The 21,942-nt window shown below is 73.6% G+C and carries 22 protein-coding genes; 10 read left to right on the top strand and 12 right to left on the bottom strand.

The window, feature by feature from the left end; genetic code table 11:
• The first annotated feature begins 20 nt into the window (after nucleotides 1-20).
• The 3 genes from BM051_RS08240 to BM051_RS08230 all read left to right on the top strand — a co-directional run bounded on the left by BM051_RS08240 (nucleotide 21) and on the right by BM051_RS08230 (nucleotide 2,363).
• Nucleotides 21-830, top strand: coding sequence for an HAD-IIA family hydrolase (locus BM051_RS08240; RefSeq protein WP_092529402.1), 810 nt, complete (start codon nucleotides 21-23; stop codon nucleotides 828-830).
• Between the two features lie 21 nt (nucleotides 831-851).
• On the top strand, nucleotides 852-1,667 hold the full coding sequence (locus BM051_RS08235) for a metallophosphoesterase (protein WP_092529401.1): 816 nt from the start codon (nucleotides 852-854) through the stop codon (nucleotides 1,665-1,667).
• A 117-nt stretch (nucleotides 1,668-1,784) separates the two neighbouring features.
• Nucleotides 1,785-2,363, top strand: a complete 579-nt coding sequence (locus tag BM051_RS08230; protein ID WP_092529400.1) for a snapalysin family zinc-dependent metalloprotease — start codon at nucleotides 1,785-1,787, stop codon at nucleotides 2,361-2,363.
• Here BM051_RS08230 and BM051_RS30470 read toward each other — a convergent pair.
• The gene (locus BM051_RS30470) at nucleotides 2,360-2,713 is read right to left on the bottom strand and encodes a Rossmann-fold NAD(P)-binding domain-containing protein (protein WP_341770751.1); all 354 of its coding nucleotides are present in this window, start codon (nucleotides 2,711-2,713) and stop codon (nucleotides 2,360-2,362) included. The two genes, BM051_RS08230 and BM051_RS30470, sit on opposite strands and share 4 nt — an antisense overlap.
• Before the next feature lie 612 nt (nucleotides 2,714-3,325).
• Here BM051_RS30470 and BM051_RS08220 point away from each other — a divergent pair.
• Nucleotides 3,326-3,766: a winged helix-turn-helix transcriptional regulator gene (locus BM051_RS08220; protein ID WP_092529399.1), complete on the top strand. Its 441-nt coding sequence runs from the start codon at nucleotides 3,326-3,328 to the stop codon at nucleotides 3,764-3,766.
• A 6-nt stretch (nucleotides 3,767-3,772) separates the two neighbouring features.
• On the opposite strand, the gene BM051_RS08215 is transcribed toward BM051_RS08220, so the two are convergent.
• Together BM051_RS08215 and BM051_RS08210 are read right to left on the bottom strand one after the other, a co-directional pair.
• A complete protein-coding gene (locus tag BM051_RS08215; RefSeq protein ID WP_092529398.1) occupies nucleotides 3,773-4,150 on the bottom strand; it encodes a YccF domain-containing protein in 378 nt (125 codons plus the stop codon).
• Nucleotides 4,151-4,176: 26 nt separating this feature from the next.
• The gene (locus tag BM051_RS08210; protein ID WP_092529397.1) at nucleotides 4,177-5,184 is read right to left on the bottom strand and encodes a hypothetical protein; all 1,008 of its coding nucleotides are present in this window, start codon (nucleotides 5,182-5,184) and stop codon (nucleotides 4,177-4,179) included.
• Between the two features lie 103 nt (nucleotides 5,185-5,287).
• Here BM051_RS08210 and BM051_RS08205 point away from each other — a divergent pair, with 103 nt between their 5' ends.
• On the top strand, nucleotides 5,288-6,946 hold the full coding sequence (locus BM051_RS08205; RefSeq protein WP_092529396.1) for an AMP-binding protein: 1,659 nt from the start codon (nucleotides 5,288-5,290) through the stop codon (nucleotides 6,944-6,946).
• 88 nt (nucleotides 6,947-7,034) lie between these two features.
• Here the strand turns inward: BM051_RS08205 and BM051_RS08200 are convergent, their stop codons facing one another.
• Complete coding sequence (locus tag BM051_RS08200) at nucleotides 7,035-8,078, bottom strand: right-handed parallel beta-helix repeat-containing protein (RefSeq protein ID WP_092529395.1); 1,044 nt, start codon at nucleotides 8,076-8,078, stop codon at nucleotides 7,035-7,037.
• 206 nt (nucleotides 8,079-8,284) lie between these two features.
• Nucleotides 8,285-9,028 carry an AraC family transcriptional regulator gene (locus BM051_RS08195; RefSeq protein ID WP_092529394.1) on the bottom strand — a complete coding sequence of 248 codons (744 nt, stop codon included), beginning with the start codon at nucleotides 9,026-9,028 and terminating at the stop codon, nucleotides 8,285-8,287.
• A 54-nt stretch (nucleotides 9,029-9,082) separates the two neighbouring features.
• On the opposite strand from BM051_RS08195, the gene BM051_RS08190 reads away from it, so the two are divergent.
• Nucleotides 9,083-10,303, top strand: coding sequence for an MFS transporter (locus BM051_RS08190; protein WP_092529393.1), 1,221 nt, complete (start codon nucleotides 9,083-9,085; stop codon nucleotides 10,301-10,303).
• Here BM051_RS08190 and BM051_RS08185 read toward each other — a convergent pair.
• The 3 genes from BM051_RS08185 to BM051_RS08175 all read right to left on the bottom strand — a co-directional run bounded on the left by BM051_RS08185 (nucleotide 10,284) and on the right by BM051_RS08175 (nucleotide 13,049).
• Nucleotides 10,284-11,309, bottom strand: a complete 1,026-nt coding sequence (locus BM051_RS08185) for an ion channel (RefSeq protein ID WP_092529392.1) — start codon at nucleotides 11,307-11,309, stop codon at nucleotides 10,284-10,286. The genes BM051_RS08190 and BM051_RS08185 overlap by 20 nt on opposite strands.
• 118 nt (nucleotides 11,310-11,427) lie before the next feature.
• Nucleotides 11,428-12,399 carry a R2-like ligand-binding oxidase gene (locus tag BM051_RS08180; protein WP_092529391.1) on the bottom strand — a complete coding sequence of 324 codons (972 nt, stop codon included), beginning with the start codon at nucleotides 12,397-12,399 and terminating at the stop codon, nucleotides 11,428-11,430.
• Entirely contained in the window at nucleotides 12,396-13,049 is a 654-nt protein-coding gene (locus BM051_RS08175; RefSeq protein ID WP_092529390.1) for a TetR/AcrR family transcriptional regulator, read from the bottom strand. Before BM051_RS08175 ends, BM051_RS08180 begins: the two co-directional genes overlap by 4 nt.
• A gap of 148 nt (nucleotides 13,050-13,197) precedes the next feature.
• Here BM051_RS08175 and BM051_RS08170 point away from each other — a divergent pair, with 148 nt between their 5' ends.
• Nucleotides 13,198-13,773: an HAD family hydrolase gene (locus BM051_RS08170; protein WP_424923234.1), complete on the top strand. Its 576-nt coding sequence runs from the start codon at nucleotides 13,198-13,200 to the stop codon at nucleotides 13,771-13,773.
• Here the strand turns inward: BM051_RS08170 and BM051_RS08165 are convergent.
• Nucleotides 13,770-14,033: a hypothetical protein gene (locus BM051_RS08165; protein WP_092529388.1), complete on the bottom strand. Its 264-nt coding sequence runs from the start codon at nucleotides 14,031-14,033 to the stop codon at nucleotides 13,770-13,772. The two genes, BM051_RS08170 and BM051_RS08165, sit on opposite strands and share 4 nt — an antisense overlap.
• A gap of 155 nt (nucleotides 14,034-14,188) precedes the next feature.
• Between BM051_RS08165 and BM051_RS08160 the strand changes: the two genes are divergently transcribed.
• Entirely contained in the window at nucleotides 14,189-14,575 is a 387-nt protein-coding gene (locus BM051_RS08160; protein WP_092529387.1) for a cold-shock protein, read from the top strand.
• Nucleotides 14,576-14,852: 277 nt separating this feature from the next.
• On the opposite strand, the gene BM051_RS08155 is transcribed toward BM051_RS08160, so the two are convergent.
• The 3 genes from BM051_RS08155 to BM051_RS08145 form a co-directional block, all read right to left on the bottom strand.
• The gene (locus BM051_RS08155; protein ID WP_092529386.1) at nucleotides 14,853-15,368 is read right to left on the bottom strand and encodes a DUF2771 family protein; all 516 of its coding nucleotides are present in this window, start codon (nucleotides 15,366-15,368) and stop codon (nucleotides 14,853-14,855) included.
• Nucleotides 15,369-15,436: 68 nt separating this feature from the next.
• Entirely contained in the window at nucleotides 15,437-17,365 is a 1,929-nt protein-coding gene (locus tag BM051_RS08150; protein ID WP_092529385.1) for an MFS transporter, read from the bottom strand.
• 41 nt (nucleotides 17,366-17,406) lie between these two features.
• On the bottom strand, nucleotides 17,407-18,210 hold the full coding sequence (locus BM051_RS08145; RefSeq protein WP_424923233.1) for a glutaminyl-peptide cyclotransferase: 804 nt from the start codon (nucleotides 18,208-18,210) through the stop codon (nucleotides 17,407-17,409).
• Nucleotides 18,211-18,277: 67 nt separating this feature from the next.
• Between BM051_RS08145 and BM051_RS08140 the strand changes: the two genes are divergently transcribed.
• Both BM051_RS08140 and BM051_RS08135 read left to right on the top strand, forming a co-directional pair.
• Nucleotides 18,278-19,042: a DUF3027 domain-containing protein gene (locus tag BM051_RS08140; RefSeq protein WP_092529383.1), complete on the top strand. Its 765-nt coding sequence runs from the start codon at nucleotides 18,278-18,280 to the stop codon at nucleotides 19,040-19,042.
• A complete protein-coding gene (locus BM051_RS08135) occupies nucleotides 19,039-21,882 on the top strand; it encodes a sacsin N-terminal ATP-binding-like domain-containing protein (protein WP_092529382.1) in 2,844 nt (947 codons plus the stop codon). The genes BM051_RS08140 and BM051_RS08135 overlap by 4 nt, the downstream gene beginning before the upstream one ends.
• Nucleotides 21,883-21,942 lie beyond the last annotated feature (60 nt).

Raw genomic sequence — 21,942 nt, 5'->3', positions numbered from 1 at the left:
TAGCCCATACGCTGGGCGGCATGAGCGCGCGGTGGAGCTACCTGACCGACATGGACGGCGTCCTGGTGCGCGAGGAGCACCTGATCAAGGGTGCCGACGACTTTCTCGCCGAGCTGCGGGACAACGGGATCAAGTTCCTCGTCCTGACCAACAACTCCATCTACACCCCCCGTGACCTGCGGGCTCGGCTGCTGCGCACCGGGCTGGACGTGCCGGAGGAGGCGATCTGGACCTCGGCGCTGGCCACCGCGAAGTTCCTCGACTCGCAGCGGCCCAACGGCTCGGCGTTCGTCATCGGCGAGGCGGGGCTCACCACCGCGCTGCACGAGGCCGGGTACGTCCTCACCGACCGCGACCCGGACTACGTCGTGCTCGGCGAGACCCGCACCTACAGCTTCACCGCGATCACCAAGGCCATCCGGCTGATCGAGGCCGGCGCGAAGTTCATCGCGACCAACCCCGACCCCACCGGGCCCAGCGTCGAGGGGGTGTTGCCGGCCACCGGCTCGATCGCCGCACTGATCGAGCGGGCCACCGGGCGCTCGCCCTACTTCGTCGGCAAGCCCAACCCGCTGATGATGCGCTCGGCGCTGCGCGCGCTCGGCACGCACTCCGAGCACACCGTGATGATCGGCGACCGGATGGACACCGACGTCCACGCCGGCATCGAGGCCGGCCTGCAGACCGTGCTGGTGCTCACCGGCATCTCCACTCGAGAGTCGGCGGAGCGCTACCCGTACCGCCCCACCCTGGTGATCGACTCGGTCGCCGACCTGCTGGGCCGCACGGGTGACCCGTTCGCCACCGATCCGCCGCCACCGCTGTCCTGAGCTGGGGTTATCGTCGTAACCGTGAGTGACACCGCGCCCGCCGGGCCCGCGTACGTCGTCGGCGACGTGCACGGGCACCGGGATGAGCTCGCCGACGCCCTGCGCGAGCGCGGGCTGCTCGACGAGTCCGACGACTGGACCGGCGACGCCGCGCACCTGTGGTTCCTCGGCGACTTCGTGGACCGCGGCCCGGACGGCGTCGGCGCGATCGACCTGGTGATGCGGCTGCAGCGGCAGGCCGCCGACGCCGGTGGCGGCGTGCACACCCTGCTCGGCAACCACGAGATCCTGCTGCTCGGCACCCACCGCTTCGGCGACACCGACGTGCCGTCCGACTTCGGGCCGCGCAGCTTCGCGCGCAGTTGGGAGATCAACGGCGGCCAGCCGGCCGACCAGGAGGCCCTCACCGACGAGCACGTCGAGTGGCTCACCACTCGCCCGTTGCTCGCCCACGCCGCCGACCACCTGCTGATGCACTCCGACACCCTGGAGTACCTGCACTGGGGCGAGGACGTCGCGGAGGTCAACGCGACGGTGGCGGAGATCCTCGCCGCGGACGATCTCGAGCAGTGGTGGGACGTGTGGCGGCGGATGACCACCCGCTACGCGTTCCGCGGGCCGCGCGGGCCGGAGGCCGCCGAGGCGGTGCTGGACCAGTTCGGCGGCGAGCGGATCGTGCACGGCCACAGCGTGATCGCCGACCAGCTCGGCATCCACCCGATCCAGATCGAGCGGCCCTACCTCTACGCCGGCGGCCGGGTGCTCGGCATCGACGGCGGGTTGTTCGTCGGCGGCCCGTGTCTCGTCGTCGAGCTTCCCTGGCAGCCGGAGGACTGAGGCGCACCCGACTGAAGTCGGCAGTTCCGGCCCACCGCGACTTTCGGCGGTGTCGGGCTTTCCGTCCGCGCTGCTTTCCTCGCGGCACGTGACCACTCTCACCGAGAGGAGCTCGCCATGCCGCGAAGGATTGTCGCCACGTTCGTCCTGGCGCTGACGCTGGGCCTGGTCCAGGTCGTCGGCGGCCCGGCCGCGCTCGGCGCCACGGACGACCGGGCCGACCGGGGCACCGTCGCGGTGCGCACCCTGTACTACGACTCCAGTGGCGCCGCGGAGTTCAAGGACGCGGTCGACCAGGGGGCCCAGATCTGGAACGAGAGCGTCCGCAACGTCCGCCTGGTGAAGGGCTCGCCCGCGTCGATCCGGGTGGTCGCGGACAACGGCTGGCCGCGGGCCTACGTTCCCCGGCTCGGCTCCGGCACGATCTACATGGGCCGGCAGGCGGTGAACCAGGGCCACCACGTGGTGCGGATCGCCGCGCACGAGTTCGGCCACATCCTCGGCCTTCCCGACCGCCGCACCGGCCGGTGCGAGGACCTGATGTCCGGGGCCAGCGCCGGCACCAGCTGCACCAACCCCTACCCGAACGCGACGGAGCGCGCCCAGGTTGAGCGCAACTTCGGCGGCGGCAGCGCGGCCGAGACCTTCGGCGGCGTCTTCGTCGAGGACTCCCGGCGGATGCTGGCCGCTCACTAGAGCAGGGCCCGCACGGTGTCGGCCAGCGGGGTGGTCGGCCTGCCGAGCAGCGTCGCCAGCTCGCCCGGGGTGTCCGCGAGGCGCCCCGCGGCGACGTCGGCGTCGATCGCGACGAGCAGGTCGGCCACCTCGGCCGGCAGTCCGGCCCCGGTGAGCGCCGCCCGGTGCTCGTCGGCGGGCAGGTCCTGGTAGCGCACCTCGGTGCCGGTGATCTCGGCGACCACGGCGGCCAGCTCCGGGTAGCTCCACGCGACGTCGCCGGACAGCTCGTAGGCCCTGCCCTCGTGCCCGGTGCCGGTGAGCACCGCGACGGCGGCCGCGGCGTAGTCGGCCCGCGCGGCGCTGGCCACCCGGCCGGCGCCGGCGCTGCCGACGATGCCGCCGGTGCGCGCGGCCCGCCGGACCGGGTCGGCGTAGTTCTCCGTGTACCAGCCGTTGCGCAGGAACGTGAACGGCAGCCCGGAGTCGCGGATGATTCGTTCGGTCTCCCGGTGCTCGGGTGCCAGCGTGGCGGCTACTGGTGTCGGCGCGCAGGATGCTGGTGTAGACGAGGTGGCCGACCCCGGCCTGGCGGGCGGCCGAGACGGCGGCGCGGTGCTGTGGAACCCGCCGACCCACCTCCGAGCCGGACACGAACAGCACCTTCTCCGCGCCGGCGAACGCCGCCGGCAGGGTCTCCGGCCGGTCGTAGTCCGCCTCGCGCACGACGACGTCCAGGTCGCCGGCCTTCCCATGGGGGCGCGGCCGCGACGATCCGCTCGGCCGGGAGCCGCTCCTTCAGGCCCGCGACCACGAGCCGGCCGAGCTGCCCGGTGGCTCCGGTGACGACGATCATTTCGCTCTCCTTCGTTCACGCTGTATGGAAACCTGCACGGCCATCAGGTACTAACTTTGAGAAAGTGCAGTACTTAAGTAACTACCGTCACCGGAGGTGGTGCTGAGCGCGGGGTATCGTCGAGGGCATGAGCGCCCGAACGTTCGAAGTGCCGCCGCACCGGCCGGCGGTCTCCGCGGAGACCGTCGAGGAGGAGCACGACCGGCTGCTGTTCGACGTGTTCGCCAAGGCGTGCCCTTCGCGGCAGGTGCTGGAGCACGCCACCGGCCGGTGGGGCATCCTCGCGCTGAGCGCGCTGCTCGACGGGACCTACCGGTTCAACGCGCTGCGCCGGCGGGTGGCCGGGGTGAGCGAGAAGATGCTGGCGCAGACCCTGCAGGCGCTCGAACGGGACGGCTTCGTCCGCCGCGAGGCGCGGCCGACGATCCCGCCGCACGTCGAGTACAGCCTCACCGACCTCGGGCGGGAGGTCGCCGAGAAGCTGGTGGAGCTGATCCGGCTCACCGAGACGCGGATGCCGGAGGTGCTGGCCGCCCAGGAGTCCTACGACCGGGCGAAGGGTCGCTGACCCGGCTCACCGGGGGACGGGGACGATCTCCCTGCCCAGCGGGAGCAGGGACACCGGGACCATCTTGAAGTTGGCGATGCCCAGCGGGATTCCGATGATCGTGACGCACAGCGCGATCCCGGTGACGACGTGCCCGATCGCCAGCCAGAGGCCGGCGACCACGATCCAGATGACGTTGCCGATCACCGAGGGCGCGCCCGCGTCGGGCCGGTCGACCAGGGTGCGCCCGAACGGCCAGAGCGCGTAGTTGGCGATCCGGAACGACGCGAGCCCGAACGGGATCGTCACGATCAGCACGCAGCAGATGATCCCGGCCACCACGTAGCCGATGGCCAGCCACAGCCCGGACAGCACCAGCCAGAGCACGTTCAGGATCGCGTTCACCGGTCCATTGTGCCGGTACGCGGGGCTCAGCCCTCGTCCGGCGCGAGCGCGCCCGCGAACAGCAGGATCGAGACCAGTGCCGCCACCAGCGCGGTGGCGGCGGTGTAGTGCCGGGCGCGGGACATGCCGGGAAGCCAGCGCAACGCGGCGAACGCCACGGCCAGCACGGCGAGCCCGATCGGCACCAGCGCGCGCCAGGCCCGGTCGAACGTGTCCAGCGGCAGGAAGGAGTCCGCGCCGTACAGCGACAGGATCAGCGCCGGGACGCCGAGCCCGGCGGCCGCGGTGGCCGCGAGCACGTTGAACCGGTCCTGCGCCTCGCTGTCCTGTGCAACGGCGAAGGCCGACATGCTGGTGAGCAGGGAGTGCAGCCGGTCGACCTCCTCCGCGAGCTGCGCGTCCATCGCCTGGCAGTGCCGGATCGCGGCCCGCTGCGTCCCGAGCCAGCCAGGGCCGTCCACCGGCCGCTCGTCGCGGTCGGGTCGGGTCCGCTGGTAGGCCCCGGAGTCCCACAGCCAGATCCACAGGCCGTCGCGCACGGCCGCCTGTGCCTGGTCGCGGGCCCGCCCCGCGGCCACCGAGATCTCGATGATCTGCGCGAGCAGCGGCCGCAACGAGTCGTGGCGCCGGTTGGTCAGCAGGGCGGCGAGGCGCTGCTCGAACTCGTAGCGCAGGTCGCGCAGCCGGTACACCTCGTTGCGGGAGGACTCCGCGATCGCCTTGGTCAACAGCACCACGGCCGCGTGCGGGTCGTCGACCGGCGGGCGGCCGCTCAGCGGCAGGCCGGCGAACACGTCGGAACCGGCGACCTCGGACGGCTCCGCCTCCTGGTGCCAGCCGGCCGCCTCCGACCAGGTGGCCCACACGGCCACGGTCAGCTCCGGCTCCGCGCCCACGCGCGCGGACACCTGGGCCTGCCCGACGACGAGCCGGCGCCGGCCCGGCTCACCCACGAAGCGGAGCAGGGGCGTGGCGAGGAAGGCGTCGGCTCCGGACCGGGCGAACGCGACCGGCGGCTCGTCCCCAGAAGTCATGCCCGAAGGCTAGATCCCCTCCATCTGCAGATGTCGTTGGTCCGGACCAACTTCCTAGACTCGCGATGCCGTGACCCTGGTCACTTCACCGCGAGGAGGAGTCATGCTGGACGCGCCGGCGCCGCCCAGCTACGCGTCGGGGATCTCCGCCACCCCGCTGCTCGGCGACACCATCGGCGACAACCTCGACCGGACGGTGGCGACCTACCCGGACCGGGAGGCGCTGGTGGACTGGGCCACCGGCCGGCGGTGGACCTACCGTGAGCTCGCCGCTGAGGTCGACGCGCTCGCGCTGGGCCTGCTCGACCTCGGCATCGGCAGGGGCGACCGGGTCGGGATCTGGGCGCCCAACTGCGCCGAGTGGACGTTCACCCAGTACGCCACCGCCAAGATCGGCGCCATCCTGGTCAACATCAACCCGGCCTACCGCTCGCACGAGCTGGAGTACGTGCTCGACCAGGCGGGCATCCGGATGCTGGTGGCCGCGGAGCGGTTCAAGACCTCCGACTACGCGGCGGTGATCGAGCGGGCGCGGCCGAAGTGCGCCGCGCTGGAGCACGTGGTGCTGCTCGGCGGCGACGCCTGGGCCGGCCTGCTGGAGGCCGGGAGGGCGGCCGATCCGGGGGCGTTGCGCCGGGCGCGGGCCGGGCTGAGTGCCGACGACCCGATCAACATCCAGTACACCTCGGGCACCACGGGGTTCCCGAAGGGTGCCACGTTGAGTCACCACAACATCCTGAACAACGGGTTCTTCGTCGGTGAGCTGTGCGGCTACACCGAGGCCGACCGGGTGTGCATCCCGGTGCCCTTCTACCACTGCTTCGGGATGGTGATGGGCAACCTGGCGTGCACCAGCCATGGCGCGTGCATGGTGATCCCGGCGCCGGCGTTCGACCCGAAGGCCACCCTGTCGGCGGTGCAGGAGGAACGGTGCACCTCGCTGTACGGGGTGCCGACCATGTTCATCGCCGAGCTGGCCGAGCCCGACTTCGCCGACTACGACCTGTCCAGCCTCCGCACCGGCATCATGGCCGGCTCGCCGTGCCCGGTGGAGGTGATGAAGCAGGTGGTCGAGCGGATGGGGATGGCCGAGGTGACCATCTGCTACGGCATGACCGAGACCTCACCCGTGTCCACCCAGACCCGGGCGGACGACTCGATCGACCGGCGGGTGTCCACCGTCGGCAGGGTGCACCCGCACCTCGAGGTCAAGATCGTCGACCCGGAAACCGGGCTGACCGTGCCCCGCGGCGAGCCCGGGGAGCTGTGCACCCGCGGGTACTCGGTGATGCTCGGGTACTGGGAGCAGCCGGACAAGACAACCGAGGCAATCGACCGGGCGCGGTGGATGCACACCGGCGATCTCGGGGTGATGGACACCGAGGGCTACGTCACCATCACCGGCCGGATCAAGGACATGGTCATCCGCGGGGGCGAGAACCTCTACCCGCGGGAGATCGAGGAGTTCCTCCACACCCACCCGGACATCGTGGACGCACAGGTGGTCGGGGTGCCGGACGCCAGGTACGGCGAGGAGCTCATGGCGTGGATCCGGATGCGCGAGGGCGCCGAGCCGCTCACCGCCGAGCGGCTCCGCGAGTTCTGCACCGGCACGTTGGCCCACCACAAGATCCCGCGGTACGTGCACGTGGTCGACGAGTTCCCGATGACCGTCACCGGCAAGGTGCGCAAGGTGGAGATGCGGGAGAAGGCCATCGAGCTGCTCGGGCTGCGGGATCTGGTGAGAGCGCGGCACGCCTGACCCGCGGGCTGGGGGTGCGGGTCAGGCGTGGCCGGGCTGGGCGGTGTCGACCAAGGCCCTGGTCGACACCGGCGCCGAGACGGCGAGCTCAGCCCGGCCGCGCCGCGCCGGACGTTCCGGCACGGCAACTCCGGTCGACGTCGCCGCCGCTGACCTGGAACCACGAGAACGCCCGCGCGCAGTCGGTCGAGCCCGTGTTGCCGGTGACCGTGCTGTCCCGCAGGACCACCAGGCTCAGCGGGAACCCGCCGTTCGGCGGGGCCACCGAGTCCAGGTAGGCCGGTGCGGCGTTGATCCCCGCGCCGCCGTCGGTGGCGCTGTTGCCGGTGATCGTGGAGCCGACGATCGTCAGCGGCCCCGGCCCGCGCAGGTCGATGCCGCCGCCGCGACCGCCGAGCGAGGCCGGATGGGTGATCCGGTGCGGGTTGACCGCGCGGTTGCCCTCGATCCGGGTGCCGCGCACGGTGCCCGACCAGTCGAACCGGATGCCGCCCGCCTCGCCGGCCTCGTTGCCGGCGACGACGCTGTCCTCGATGGTCAGGTCCGAGCCGGGCAGGTTGAAGATCCCGCCGCCGTAGTCGGCCCTGTTGCCGCGGACCTCGACCCGGCGCAACGTCAACCGGGCGGAGTTCAGCACGCCGCCGCCGGCGGTGATGAACAGCAGCTCGCGTTTGCGGGTGACTCCGCCGGTGATGGTGAGGTCGCTGATCGTGGTGTTCGCCGTGGTGGTGAAGGCGCGGTCGATGCCGTTCGCGTCGACGACCGTCCGGCCGGCACCGGCGCCGGTGATCGTGGTCGGCCGGACGACGGCCAGGTTGCCGGCGGACGCGTCGGGGATCGGGGTGATCGCGAGCGCCGGGTTGGGCCGGACGGTGAGCACGAAGCGGCCTTCCGGCAGCGCGATCCGGCCGGGCCGGACGTTGCTGGCCTGCACGGCGGCGCGCAGCGTGCAGGTGCCCGCGGCGGTGCGGCACTCACCGCTGCCCCGCCGGGCCGCCGGCAGGTCGGCCGTGCTGTCCACGGTGTACACGACCTCGCCCGCGGCGGCCGGTTCGGCGGCCGCCGCGGGACCGGCCAGCGTGGCGGCACACAGCACCGCGAGGGTGAGCGGGACGGGGGTGTGCGGGCGCATCGGTGGCTCCAGTGCCGTTGGGGGGAAGCGGAACGGGGCGCTACGCGAATATCGGAAGATTGTTCAAGAAGTCCTTCCAAGATTCGTTCGGGGCTGTGCGGTTTCGGCGCCGTGCCTGTCACCGGTGTCTGTCACCCGTCTGGGACAGCGGTCACCGCGAGCCATGCCGCGGCGGGCCGCCGCGGCCTGGCGGCACCGCACTCGGTTCACCGGTGGTGGTGAGCTCCCGGCGTGTGCCCGAACGCGCGGCGGAAGACGTCGATGAACGCGCTGGTGGACGACCAGCCGCAGGAGTGGGCCACGGTGGTCACCGGCACGTTCTCGGCCAGCAGGACGAGGGCGTGGTAGAGCCGTAGCTGGGTGCGCCACTGCGGGAACGTCATCCCGAGGTCGGTCTTGAAGAGCCGGCTCAGGGTGCGGTCGCTCGCGCCGACCCGCGCGCCGAGGGCCGCGAGGGTGCGGTTGTCGGCCGGCTCGGCGTGCAGGATCGCGCACAGCGCCCGGAGCCGGGGATCGGTCGGTGTGGGCAGGTGCACGGGCTGCTGTGGTGCGGCGCGCAACTGGTCGAGCAGGACGGCGCGGAGCCGGCGCCGTTCGGGGGTCTCGTCGCGCGGGGCGCGGGTGTAGGCGAGGATCAGTTCGCGCAGCAGCGGCCCCACGGCCAGCACGCTCGGTTCGGCCAACCGCAGCGGGTTGTCGCCGACGGGCAGGCCCACCAGGTGGAGTTCGAGCTCACCGTGTGCCTGGTGCGCGTGCGCCGTCCCGGCCGGTACCCAGATGGCACGGGTGGCCGGGGCGACCCAGGAACCACGGTCGGTCGTGATCGCCAGCACTCCCCGCGCGGCGTAGACGATCTGGTGGTCGTCGTGCCGGTGCGCGTCGATGCCCGCGCCGGAGGGCAGGGTCCGAACCCGGGTCGGCGCGGCCGGTTCGTGGCGGATCTTCGTCATCGAATGGCCTTTTATCGGAAGCGCGACACGTCGTCGGGTCGCGAGCATGGCCTGGTGTCGCGGAACAAGTCGATCATCCTGCTGTCGGTCTCGCACGCCTGCGTGGACGTCTACCAGGGCGCGGTGGCCGCGCTCGTGCCGTTCTTCGTCGCCGAGCGCGCCTACGGCTACGCCGCGGCGTCGGGCATCGTGCTCGCCGCGTCGCTGCTGTCCTCGGTGGCACAGCCGCTGTTCGGCGCGCTGACCGACCGGCGGGCCATGCCGTGGCTGCTGCCGGTGAGCACGGTTCTCGGCGGGCTCGGCATCGCGCTTAGCGGCATCAGCGGATCCTACGCGCTGACGCTGGCCTTCGTGGCGCTGTCCGGCCTCGGCGTCGCCGCCTACCACCCCGAGTCCGCCCGGGTCGCCCGACTCGTCAGTGGCCACCGGCACACCGCGATGGGCTGGTTCTCCCTCGGCGGCAACCTCGGTTACGTCGCCGCGCCCATCATGGTCACCGGCGTGATGGCCGCCGGCGGGCTTCGGCTGTCCCCGCTGCTCCTCGTGCCGGCCCTCGCCGGCAGCGTGCTGTGCCTGCCCGTCCTGCGCGCGCTCGCCACGCGTGTGCGCACCGCCTCCACCACGGCCGGCACCCACGGCGGCGACGACACGGCATCGTTCCTGAGGCTGTCCCTCGCCGTGGTCTTCCGGTCCGTGGTGTTCGTCGGCCTGAGCGCGTTCATCGCGCTGCACGCCCAGCAGCGGACCGCCGGCGGCACCGCGGCGGGCGGCGCCGCGCTGTTCCTGCTCTACCTCGGTGGGGCCGTGGGCACCGTCCTGGGCAGCAGGCTGGCCATCCGCTGGGACCGGGTTTCGATCGTGCGCTGGTCGTACCTGGCCGCCACCGGCGCCCTCGCCGGTGTCGTGTTCGTCCCCGGTCCAGCCCTCTACCCGTTCGTCGTGCTGACCTCCGTCGGCCTCTACGTCCCGTTCTCGTTGCAGGTCACCCTCGCCCAGGACTACCTGCCCACGCGGGTCGGCACCGCCAGCGGCGTGACCCTCGGCCTGGCCGTCAGCGTCGGCGGCATCGCCAGCCCGCTCATCGGCACCCTCGCCGACCACACCTCCCTGCGGGTCGCACTCGTCCCACTGATCGTCCTGCCCGCCCTGAGCTGGCTCGTGATCCGCACACTGTCCGAGCCGGCCACGCCGAACCTCCCGCTGGATTCACCCAGCCCGCCGGCCCCGCGGCCGAGCCGGCGCTGGCGAGCGGCGCCTAGTCGAGGGCCTGGGTGATCTGGGCGGGGGTGAGCCGGCGGGGGCTGAGGTAGTACAGCACCGCGCCCGCGGGCAGTTCGGTGTCCCAGCTCGGGTTGACCAGCAGCCGGCCGCCGGCGCGGGCGGCGAGCAGCGTGGCGCCGTGCGAGCGGCCCAGCGCGGACTGGCAGTCGCCCACCCGGACCGGCCCGACCGACTCCGGCAGCGGTGCCGAGTAGGTGTTGGTGCCGCCGTGGGTCATCAGCTCGGCGTAGACCTCCGCGATCCCCGGCGACTTCAGCTCCTCGGTGATCATCCGTGGGGTGTGCCACTGCACGCAGCGGATCCGCTCGTTGACGTAGCCGACCAATGTCGCCTGCGCCATGTCCCGCAGCGTCACCACGACGTGCGCGCCCTCGACGATGTGGTCCACGGTGACCGCCAGCGCGAGCGCCTCGTTGTCGTCGCGGGCGTCGACCAGCACGCTGCGCGCCCGGTGCACCGCCGCCCTGCGCAGCACGTCGTGCTCGGTGAGGTTGCCCCGGACGAAGTCGACCGGCTGGTCGGGCATCGGGTGCGCGGCGACGTCCTCCCAGCCGCACAGCACCACCCGGCAGCCTCCGTCGGCGAGCAGCTCCCCGACGATCCGCTCCGTCCGGCCCGGGGTGTAGCCGAGCAACACGACGTGGTCACTGGCGTCCACGGTGATCCCACCCTGCATCCGTCGTCCCTTCGCCTGCTCGAGCACGCTGGCCAGCTTGGTGAACAGCGTCGTGAGCGTCGCGATCCCGCCGACGATCACGTACGCGCCGACGACGTGCCCGCCGCCGGTCTCCGGGAAGAAGTCGCCGTAGCCGACGGTCGCCGCGGTGACCACGAAGTACCACCAGTAGTTCTCCGGCTCGACGAGCTCGCTGCCCGGCGGCTCGGCCAGTGCCATCAGCGGCCAACTGGTGACGAACACGAACACGATCACCAGCACCGGCGTCGCCCAGCTCCGCAGGACCGTCAGGCGGGCGAGCAGCCGGGCGAGGAAGATCGGCACTGTCCCTCCTCACGCGACACGGTGACACGGCAGCGGTCAGACTAGTGCCCGCCGGCCGGCCGCATCCCCGGGTCACCCGGCTCGGGGCGTGGCTGGTCGCTGGCTGGGCGCGGAGGGATCAGCGCTCGGGTTGGGCCCCGGCCTCGGCGAACGCCCTGGCGTCTTCCTCGCCGAAGGTCTCCTCCAACTGTTCGGGCGAGTAGTCCAGGTCGATCTTCTCCACCGGCATGCCGCGGGCCGACTCGATCGCGCCGAGCCGGCGCCGCGCGCGGTCGGCGGCGTACTGTACGAACTCGGCGTTGTCCACCCCGAACGGTGGCTCCTCGAACTGCGCGTTGACCCACTCGATCATGCCCAGCGCGTGCGGGAGCAGCTCACCCATCCGCTGCTGGACCACCTCCCACAGCGAGTCGTCGGCGGCGATGTGCCGGCGGCAGGTGAAGGTGCCCCACGCCATGTGCCGGCGCTCGTCGTCGCCGATCCGCCGGACCAGCTCCTGCATCCCCGGCAGGATCCCGCGCTTCGTGCAGATCTTCTGCCACGCGTAGTACCCGGTGAGCGCGAGGCTGCCCTCGATCACGTGGTTGTAGGTCACGCTGGCGCGCACCTGGTTGACCGGGCTCGGGTCGTCGGCCAGCACGCCGAGCGACTCGGGCAGCTCCTCGTAGAACAGGGTGCGATAGTGCGGGTTCTCCGCGACGAACGGGTGCAGGTCGCCGGTCAGCCCCACCGCGTCCATCCACCGCCGGAACACCTCGGTGTGCTTGGCCTCCTCGAAGCAGAACTGGGTCAGGTACATCTCGTCGGCCAGCCGGCTCTCGGCGGCCATCGCCCGCATGAACGGCTGGATGTCCTCGGTGACCGCCTCCTCGCCCGCGATGAACTGGGCGCAGAGGAACGTGGCCGAGCGCTGCTCCTCGGCGTCGAGGGTGGCCCAGTCCTCGGCGTCGCGGTCGAAGTCGATGTCCGCGGGGTTCCAGAACTTCCGGTTGCCCTTGACGAACAGCCGCAGCGGGAACGAGTCCCAGTTCAGCCCGCCGTGGCGCAGCGAGTGGAAGCCGGTGCGGTGCGGTGTGGTGATGGCGGTCATCGGCGTGCCTCTCCGGTCGGCTCCGTACCCCGGACCTCACTGTCCGGAGTGGACGCAAAGTGGACGATGGCGGGGCCGATCACCGCGCAGACGGCGTCGGCGGCCTCGGCGGCGGTATGGGTGCGCAGCAGGAGGTGGCTGAGCGTGAGCCGCACGACGGTCTCGGCGAGCAGGTCCGCCGTCTTTCGGTCGAGGACGGGAAGGCGGGCGCGGTACCGGGTGGCGGCCTGCTCGCTGGCCGCCCGCAGGATCGGCTCGCCCCGGGTGGTGAGCAGCGGCAGCAGGTCCGCACCGGCCTCGGTGCCCAGCACGGCGGCCACCAACCGGTTCTCCCTGGCGTGCTCGACCGTGTAGCGCACCGCGGCGCGAATGCCCTCGACGAGGTCGGAGGCGTCGTCGAGGCGCTGGTGGACACCGTCGAGGAACTCGGCGGCCGTGCGCAGGCTGACCGCCTGGACGAGGGCGGCCTTGCCGCCGAACTCGTTGTAGACGGTCTGCCGGCTCACCCCCACCCTGGCCGCCACGTCGGCCATGCGCAGCCCGGCGTAGCCGTGGTCCGCCAGCAGCTCGGTGGCGGCGTCCAGCAGCTCCTCGCGCAGCGACGCTCGCGCCCGCTGCTGGAACGAGGTGCGGGTGGTGATCTCGGCCACACGACCAGCTTGACACAGGGCGGTCTTGTGTCAACCACCTGGACGAGTGGACGTCTCGTGTACAGAGCGCGTTCGCCATTCGGGACGGCCGCCACTGGCCGCGGCTACCGTGGCTGACGTGCGGATCACCATCGGGTTCGACCTGGACATGACGTTGATCGATCCGCGGCCGGGGATGGTCGCGGCGATGGACGCGCTCGCCGTGGAGAGCGGGCTCGTGCTCGACGGCGAGCACTTCGCGGCCAACCTGGGGCCGCCGCTGGACCACGTGCTGCGCGACTTCGGCGCGCCCGAGGCGCGGATCCCCGCGCTGGTCGACCGGTTCCGGGCCATCTACCCCGAGCTCGTCGTTCCGCGGACCGTCGCGCTGCCCGGTGCCGACGCCGCGGTGCGCGCCGCGCGGGCCGGCGGCGGGGCGCTGGTGGTCACCGGGAAGTACGCGCCGAACGCGGCGCTGCACCTGAGTACGCTGGGCCTCGAGGTCGACTCCCTGGTGGGTGAGCTGTGGGCGGCGGGGAAAGCGCAGGCGTTGCGGCGGCACGGCGCGGTGGTGTACGTCGGCGACCACCGCGGGGACATGCTGGGCGCGAAGGCCGCGGGTGCGCTCGCCGTGGGGGTGACCACCGGGCCGTGCGGCCGGGCGGAGCTGCTCGCCGCGGGCGCGGACGTGGTGCTGGCGTCGCTGGAGGAGTTCCCGGACTGGTTGGCCGTGGAGCTCGGCTAGGCGGTGCCGCCCTTGGCCTCGGTGTCGCCGGCGCGGCGGGCTTCCCGCACCAGCGCGATCAGGCCGAGGGCGAGGCCGGCGGGCGTGACCACCCCGGCGACGGCGCTCAGCCAGACGGGCAGGTCCTGGAAACCGGCGGCGAACAGGACGAACACCGCGACCACGGCGAGCATCCCCACGGCGAACAGCGCGATGCCGAGGCGCATCAGCACGGACTTGCGCGCGGCCCTGCCGGCGCGCTCGTGGACGGCGGATCCCATGCGGTCATTCTAGGTCGCGCGGTATCTGCTTCTCGTCACGACCTCGAGGGAGATAGGCTTGGTGGACGCGCGTCCTGGGTACGCCCTGGGGCGCGTTCGTCGTGCGGGGCCCGGCGGGCCACCGACATGGGCACAGTGAAGGAACGGTGAGGGCAGTGCCGACCGGCAAGGTCAAGTGGTACGACGCGGAGAAGGGCTTCGGCTTCGTCACCCAGGACGACGGCGAGGACGTCTACATCCGCAAGGCCGCGCTACCCCGGGGAGTGGAGGGGCTGAAGGCCGGCCAGCGGCTGGAGTTCGGGGTCGCCGACGGCCGCCGCGGGCCGCAGGCGCTGTCCGTCCGCCTGATCGACCCGCCGCCGTCGGTCGCCGAGGCGCGGCGCCGGCCCGCCGAGGAGCTGCACGGCCTCATCGAGGACATGATCAAGCTGCTGGAGATGCGGGTGCAGCCCGACCTGCGCCGGGGCCGCTACCCGGACCGCAAGCACACCAAGCGGATCGCGGAGGTCATGCGCGCCGTCGCCCGCGACCTCGACCCGTGAACCGTTGTCCGCGGTGAGTCGGGAGGACCGTGGCCCGGCTCACCGCGCCCGGATTCGAGAGCACCGATCCCGTGAAACCCATCGGTAACGACGCGTCTCGGCATGCCCTGGCTCCTCGGATGAGTCGCCAGTGGCCCTACCGGCTGACGCCACACCAGTCAGCCGTGCGACCCGGGCTCGATCCAACCGGGTTCACTCGCCTGCCGGACGAGTTGGAGGACGAGGCACTTCTGGACGACCAGCGGCACACCGCCTGACCGTCCCCGAGCCGGGACGGTCAGGCCGGCTCCACCTGGAGGGACCAGATGGCCCTGGCCACCAGCTGGGGGTTGCCCTCCTCGTCGACGATGGGATTGCCCTCCTCGTCACCGGCGAAGGCCGCGCCGAGCTGCTGCACCTCCACCACCAGCAGCTGGTCGCCGGGGCCGGCGGTCACGGTGTGGGCGTGCTGGGTGCCGGGGGAGAAGAACTCCTGCCGCACCGGCCGCGGCTCGCCGGCCGCGTCCAGGTACTGGACGTTCACCACCCACGGCGCCTCCGCGACGTCGGCCGGCACCGAGATCTGCACCGGCCGGCCGGGTCGCACCGCCAGCCGCGCCGGCTCGCCGCCCTGCTCGCACTGCCGCACCAGCGCGTCGCAGTGGATCAGCGGCTCGGTCCGGACGGTGTCGCCGTCGGCGTAGAAGGTCACCGCCGGCTCGGGCGGAGCGGAGCAACCGACCACGGCGAACGCGGCGACCCCGAGAACGGCGAGCAGCCGCGGGCGAACACGGGCGAGCGGGCGCGAGGGCATGCCGGCAAACATACCAAGGAGACTGGAGGTAGGCCGCCAACGGCGAGGTGCTGACCTGCCGAAACGGTCTACTTCCCGTCGGATTGGTATCGACCGGCACTGTACGAGCGGGCCCGGAAGCGGGAGCCAGCCGGCTCCGCCGCGGCCGCGCCCACCGGGCCGGGCCGCAGCGGACGGTCCCCACCGAGCCCCGGGATCAGCGACCCGCCCTTGCGCACCAACCACGTCTGCGCCAGCCCGAGCGCCAGCAGCACCGACACCACCAGGAACCCGATCCAGTACGTCGGCGGCAGCAGCAGCCCGACCGCTCCGCCGAAGCACCACGACATCTGCAGCACGGTCTCCGAACGGCCGAACGCCGACGCCCGCGACTCCTCCGGCAGGTCCTGCTGAATCAGCGCGTCCAGGCTCACCTTCGACAGTGCGCTCGCGGTGGCGCCGACCAGGCCGACGAGCGCGGCCGTGGCCAACCCGGCCAGGACGGCGGCCACCACCGTGGCCACCAGCGCGCCGGCGAGGCAACCGAGGATCACCTGGTCGGGCCGGCCGAAGTGCAGCCGCGACCCGAGCGCGTTGCCGAGGAACCCGCCGGCCCCGGCCGCGCCCCCGATCGCGCCGAGCATCAGCAACTGCACGAACGGGCTCTGCCCCGCGCTCTCCGTGTGCGCCTTCACCGCGAACGCGGCGAACATCATCAGGAAGCCGGTGAGCACCCGGACCGTGCCGTTGCCCCACAACCCCACGACCACGTGCCGCCCCATCGGCTGCCGGCGGCGCTTCATCCCCCGCTCGGGGTGCGCCGACAGCGACGCCGGCACCTCGCCCTCGGTCACCTCCACCCAGGACGGGATCCGCATCGCCTGCACCGCGCCGGTCACGCAGATCGCCGCGGCGAACCACAGCGCGCCGGCCGAGCCGAAGGCCCAGTTGAACCCGCTGGCGAACACCCCGAACACGCCGCCGGCGGCGAGGCCGAACACGGTCAGCCGCGCGTTGGTCTTGGACAGGGTGATCTCCGGTGGCACCACTCTCGGCGTGACCGCCGCCTTCAACACCATGAACGACCGGGACAGCACCATCTTGCCGAGCGCCGCCGGGTACAGCCCCCAGTCGTCGAAGTGCAACGCCATGAATACGCACATCAACGCCTGGCCCGCCGACGCCACGCACATCGCCAGCCGCCGGCCCCGCTGGATCCGGTCCAGCGCCGGCCCGATCACCGGCGCCACCAGCGCGAACGGCGCGATCGTGATGAGCAGGTACAGCGCGACCCTGCCGCGGCTCTCCCCGCTGGTCGCGGCGAAGAACAGCGTGTTGGCCAGTGCCACGGCCATCGCCGCGTCGCTGGCGTAGTTCAGCATCGTCGCGTAGGTGAGCGAGGTCAGCCCGGACTTGTCCGCGCCGTCGGCCTTGGTGGCGCGGTGGAAGGCGTCCACCGCCTGCCCGGTGAGCTGCCGCCCGCGCAGCGCGGCGACCCTGGTGACGGTGAGCTTCTTCGGCAGCTTCGGCACCCCGCCCCGCGGCGAGGGCGGGGACTCGAACCGCGTGGCCGACTCGGCGTCGGCCTCCGTGCCCTCGAAGAGCCTTCGCTGGTCGGTGTTGACGTAGCCGCCGGTGTCGTAGCGCTCGTACCCGGCCCGGTCCTCGCCGGCCGGCTCGCGGCGCACCGGCTGGGTCCGCCACTGGTCCGATCCCGGCGGGTAGGGCCGGGCACCCTGGCGGGGCGGGATCGGCGCGGCACCGGTGGGCGCCTCGTCCGCGGTGGGCACCCCGGGCGGGTACCGGGGCGGTGGCTCGGGCGGAGCGGGCTGCCGGTGCGACTCGGGGCCGCGCCCGCCGGCACCATCCGGAGGCGGCCCGCCGAACCTGCGCGTCGGGTGCGGGTGCGCGCCGGGCTCGGGTGTCCACTTCCGCTTGCCCTTCCGGCCGGCACGCCCCTTCCCCAGCCGGCCGAACCGGGGGCCGTCCGGTTCCGACCGTGAACCCGAGCGCATCATGCGTCAATCCTGCCGTACCGCACCTGGTTCCCGCTGGCCGCTCAGCCGGACGGGACGAGTTTCACCCGGAACATCGAGGGCCACAGCTTGCCGGTGAGCAGGAACTGGTCGGTGCCGGGCACGGCGGCGATCCCGTTGAGCACGTCCGCCTCGGCGCGCTCGTCGGGGGTGAGCAGACCGGACGCGTCGATCTCCGCGGTCACCGCGCCGCGGTCGGGGTCGATCCGCAGGATCCGGTCGCTCTGCCAGACGTTGGCGTACACCGTGTCGCCGACGCACTCCAGCTCGTTCAGCCCGCGCCGCTCCCTGCCGGCTCCATCGTCAGGACTGGCGACGGTCACCGCGCCGACCTCGGCGAACGTCCGCGGGTCGCGGAAGGTCAGCCGGGCACTGCCGTCGCTCATCACCAGGCGGTCGCGGTGCGGCTGGTGGCACAGCCCCCAGCCCTCGCCCCGGTAGGTCGCCCGGCGGCGCTCGGCGAGCGTGGCACGGTCGCGCTCGATCGCGATGCCGGCCTTCCAGGTGAGCTGCCACACGCTCGATCCGACGACCGTGATGCCCTCGCCGAACAGCGGCGGCGGCAGGTCCACCCGGACCGTGGGCTCCCCGCCGGGCGGACCGGCGCGCACCGACGAGCGGCCGACCAGGCCGGTGCCCTCGTACAGCACACCGTCGGCCAGCTCGAGGCCCTGGGTGAACGCCGCGGGGTCGTGCGCCAGCACCTCGAGCACCTCCACCCCGAGCCGCTCGACCGTGCCGGCCTCCGCGCCGAGCACGGCGTCCTGGCCCGGGACGGCGCCGCAGCCGGCCAGCACGGCGGCCACGGCGAGCAGTCCGGTGAGCACGCGCACCCGTCCAGCCTGGCACGACCGGCCTGCTGCGGCGCGGCATGGTGGGGCACAATCACTAGTCATGACCCTGCTGCTTACCCTCGACGACGGCGCCACCCGGGAGGCGCTGCTCGGCGCGGTCGAGATCGCCCGGGCGGCCGCCATGGAGGACGCCGAGCCGGGGCAGGTCGGCGACCACGTCGGCGTCGTGCCCGAGGACGCCGTCACGGTCAGTCACCTGTTCGAGGCGCGCGTTCCCGGCTACCGCGGCTGGTGCTGGTCGGTCACGGTCGCCACGGCCGGGCGGGACCACCCGGTGACGGTCAGCGAGGTCGTGCTGCTGCCCGGCCCGGACGCCGTGGTGGCGCCGAGGTGGGTGCCGTGGGAGCGTCGGGTGCGCGCCGGCGACCTCGGCGTGGGGGACATCTTCCCGGCGGAGGAGGACGACCTGCGGCTGGCGCCGGCGTACCTGATGTCCGACGACCCGCAGGTGGAGGAGGCCGCGCACGAGGTCGGCCTCGGCCGGCAGCGGGTCATGTCCCGCTACGGCCGGCTCGACGCGGCGGCCAGGTGGCGGGCGGGCGAGTACGGCCCGCGGTCGGACATGGCCCGCGCCGCACCGGACGTCTGCGGCACCTGCGGCTTCTACCTGCAGCTCGCCGGCTCGCTGCGCGCGGCGTTCGGGGTGTGCGGCAACGAGATCGCGCCCGCCGACGGTCACGTCGTGCACGTGGAGTACGGCTGCGGCGCGCACTCGGAGATCGAGGTCGAGGTGTCGTCCTCGGTGCCGGTGGCCGAGCTGGTCTACGACGACTCCCTGCTCGACATGGTCCCGATCGAAGGGTGAGCGAGCCGTTCGGCGCCGACGCCCTGCGCGCCGCGACGCTGCGGGCCTGGCGGGACTCGCCGACCCGGTTCACCGAGGACACCAACGCCGAGCGCGACCTGCGGGTCGGTGGCTACCGGGACCGGCTCTTCGTCGAGCTGGCGCAGAACGCAGCCGACGCCGCGGCGCTGGCCGGCGTGCCCGGCCGGTTGCGGGTGACGGTGGTCGACGGCGAGCTGCGGGTGGCCAACACCGGCGCGCCGCTCGACGCCGCGGGGGTCGCCTCGCTGGCCTCGCTGCGCGCGTCCGCCAAGCGGGGCGGCACGGTGGGCCGGTTCGGGGTCGGCTTCGCCGCCGTGCTCACCGTGACCAGCGCGCCGAGGATCGTGTCCGGCACCGGCGGCGTGGCGTTCTCCGCGGAGCGCACCGCCGAGGCCGTCGGGCGTGGCGGTAACGTGCCGGTGCTGCGGTTGCCCTGGCCGCTGCCGCCGGGTGAGGCGCCCGTGCCCGACGGGTACGACAGCGAGGTGCGGCTCCCGCTCGGCGCCGGGGTGGACCCGGCGGACCTGCTCGCCGAGGTCGCCCGCGAGGTGCCCGACCTGCTGCTCGCGCTGCGCTGGCTGGGCCGCGTGGAGGTCGCCGGGGCGGTGTGGACGCGCACCGAGGCCGGCGGGGTGGTGGAGCTCGCCGGCCCCGATGGCGACCGGCAGCGGTGGCTGACCGCCGAGCTGCCCGAGGGCGGGGTGTGGGCCGTGCCGGTGGACGACGGCGGCGAGCCCCGGCCCCGGACCGCCGACGTGCTGCACACCCCGACGCCGACCGACGAGCGGCTGTCGTTGCCGGCTCGGCTGCTCGCCGCGGTGCCGGTCGAGCCGACCCGCCGCAGGGCGCTGCCGGGGCCGGAGCTGACCAGGGTGCTCGAGCGCGCCGCCGCCGGCTACCCCGAGCTGGCCACCCGGCTCGCCCCGGCGCACCGGCTGGCCATGGTCCCCACCGCCGACTTCCCACTGTCCGACGTGGACGAGCAGCTGCGCGAGCTGGTGCGCCGCGCGCTGGAGACCGCCGCGTGGCTGCCGGCGGCGGACGGCGGGGAGGTGCCCGCCGGCGGCGCCGGTGTGCTGGCCGTGGACGCGCCGGAGCTGGTCGAGCAACTCGCCGGCGTGCTGCCCGGACTGCTCGCCGCACCGCTGTGCGGTCCGCGGGCGACCCGCGCGCTCGCGCCGCTCGGCGCCAGGGTCGTCGGGGCCGCGGAGCTGGTGGACGCGGTGACCGGGCTGGACCGCCCGCCGGAGTGGTGGCACCGGCTCTACACCGCGCTGCTGGACGTCGTCGAGGCGCACGGGTTCGCCGCCGGCGAGCTGGGCGCCCTGCCGGTGCCGCTGCTGGACGGGCGCACCATGCCCGGGCCGCGCGGCGCGCTGCTGCTCGCCGACCTGGACCCCGAGCTGGCCGACCGGCTGACCGAGCTGGACGTCTCCGGCCTGCGGCTGGTGCACCCCGCGGCGGCGCACCCGCTGCTGGAGCGGCTGGGCGCCGTCCGGGCCGAGGGGACCGCCCTGCTCGACGCCCCCGAGCTGCGGGAGGCGGTGCGGAGCAGCGTCGCCGACGCGCACGCCGGGGTGGACGTGCGGCCGCTGGCCGAGGTCGTGCTGCGGCTGGTTCCCGAGGTCGGCGCCGACCCCGGGCTCGGGGCGCTGGCCCTGCCGGGCGAGCACGGCTGGCGGCGCGCCGACGAGCTGGTGCTGCCCGGCGCCGTGCTGCTCGACGTGCTCGACCCCGAGGCGCTGGGCGAGGACGCGCCGCTGGACGTGCTCGCCGCGGACGTCGCCGAGCGGTGGCCGGCGACGGTGCTGGAGCGGGTCGGCGTGCTCGCCGGGTTCGCCGTGGTGGTCGACGACGACCCTGCCGAGCCCGACCACGACCTTCCGGACGAGGCGGAGTGGTGGGAAGCCGGGCCCGAGCCGCCGCGCCGGGTGCACGCGGTGCGCGACCTCGACCTGGTGGCCGACGACGCGTGGCCGGGCGCGCTGCGGCTGCTCGCCGGCGACCCGCGGACCTGGCGCGCGCTCACCGAGCCGGGCGGGCACACCGGGTGGTGGGTGGCCCGGTACGCGCTGCTCGCCGGCCGGCCGCCGCTGGAATGGCGGCTGCCCGCCGCCGAGGGGCTGGCCGGCCTGTACGATCCGGTACCCGGCCATCTCCTCGGCGGCCTGCCGGAGCCGGTGCTGCGGGCCGCCGGTGTCCGCGCGGAGCTGGCCGTGCTGGATGCCGAGGACGTCGCCGACCTGCTCGACCGGCTCGCCGACGACCGGCGGAACGTGCCGCCGGGGCTGCTCAACCGGGCGTACACCGCGCTCGCCGGCACCGGCGCCGAGCCGGAGCCGCCGGCACGGGTGCGCACCCTCGCCGGGGTGGCCGACGCCGAGGACGCCGTGGTGTTGGACGCGCCGTGGCTGCTCGGGGTGTGGCCGGCCGACCGGGTGGTGGCCGTGCCCGACATCGCGAGGGCACCCGCGCTGGCCGCGGTGCTCGACCTGCCGCTGGCCGGGGAGCGCACCGCGGGCGAGGTGACCGGCGCCGGCGAGTACGTGCCGTGGGCCGAGCTGGGCGCGGTGCGGCTGGTGGCCGAGTTGCTGGACGTGCCGCTGCCGGCCGGCGGGGTGGAGGTGCACGAGCGGCTGACCGTCAGGGTGAACGCGCGGACCCACCGGGTGAGCTGGTGGTCGGCGGACCGGGTGCACGCCGAGGACAGCGCGGCGGGCCTGGCGAGGGCGTTCGCGTGGGTCGCCGGCGTGTGGCCGCGCCGGCACGAGATCGCCGCCCTCCTCGACGACCCGGACCCCACCATCTACCTCGCCTGACCACCTCGCCTGACCCCACCCGGTTCACGCCATGAAGGCCACCTTCATTGCGTGAGCGCA

This window comes from Amycolatopsis arida, from assembly GCF_900115565.1.
Classification (GTDB): Bacteria; Actinomycetota; Actinomycetes; order Mycobacteriales; family Pseudonocardiaceae; genus Yuhushiella; species Yuhushiella arida.
This window is presented reverse-complemented; position numbering and strand designations above follow the sequence as displayed.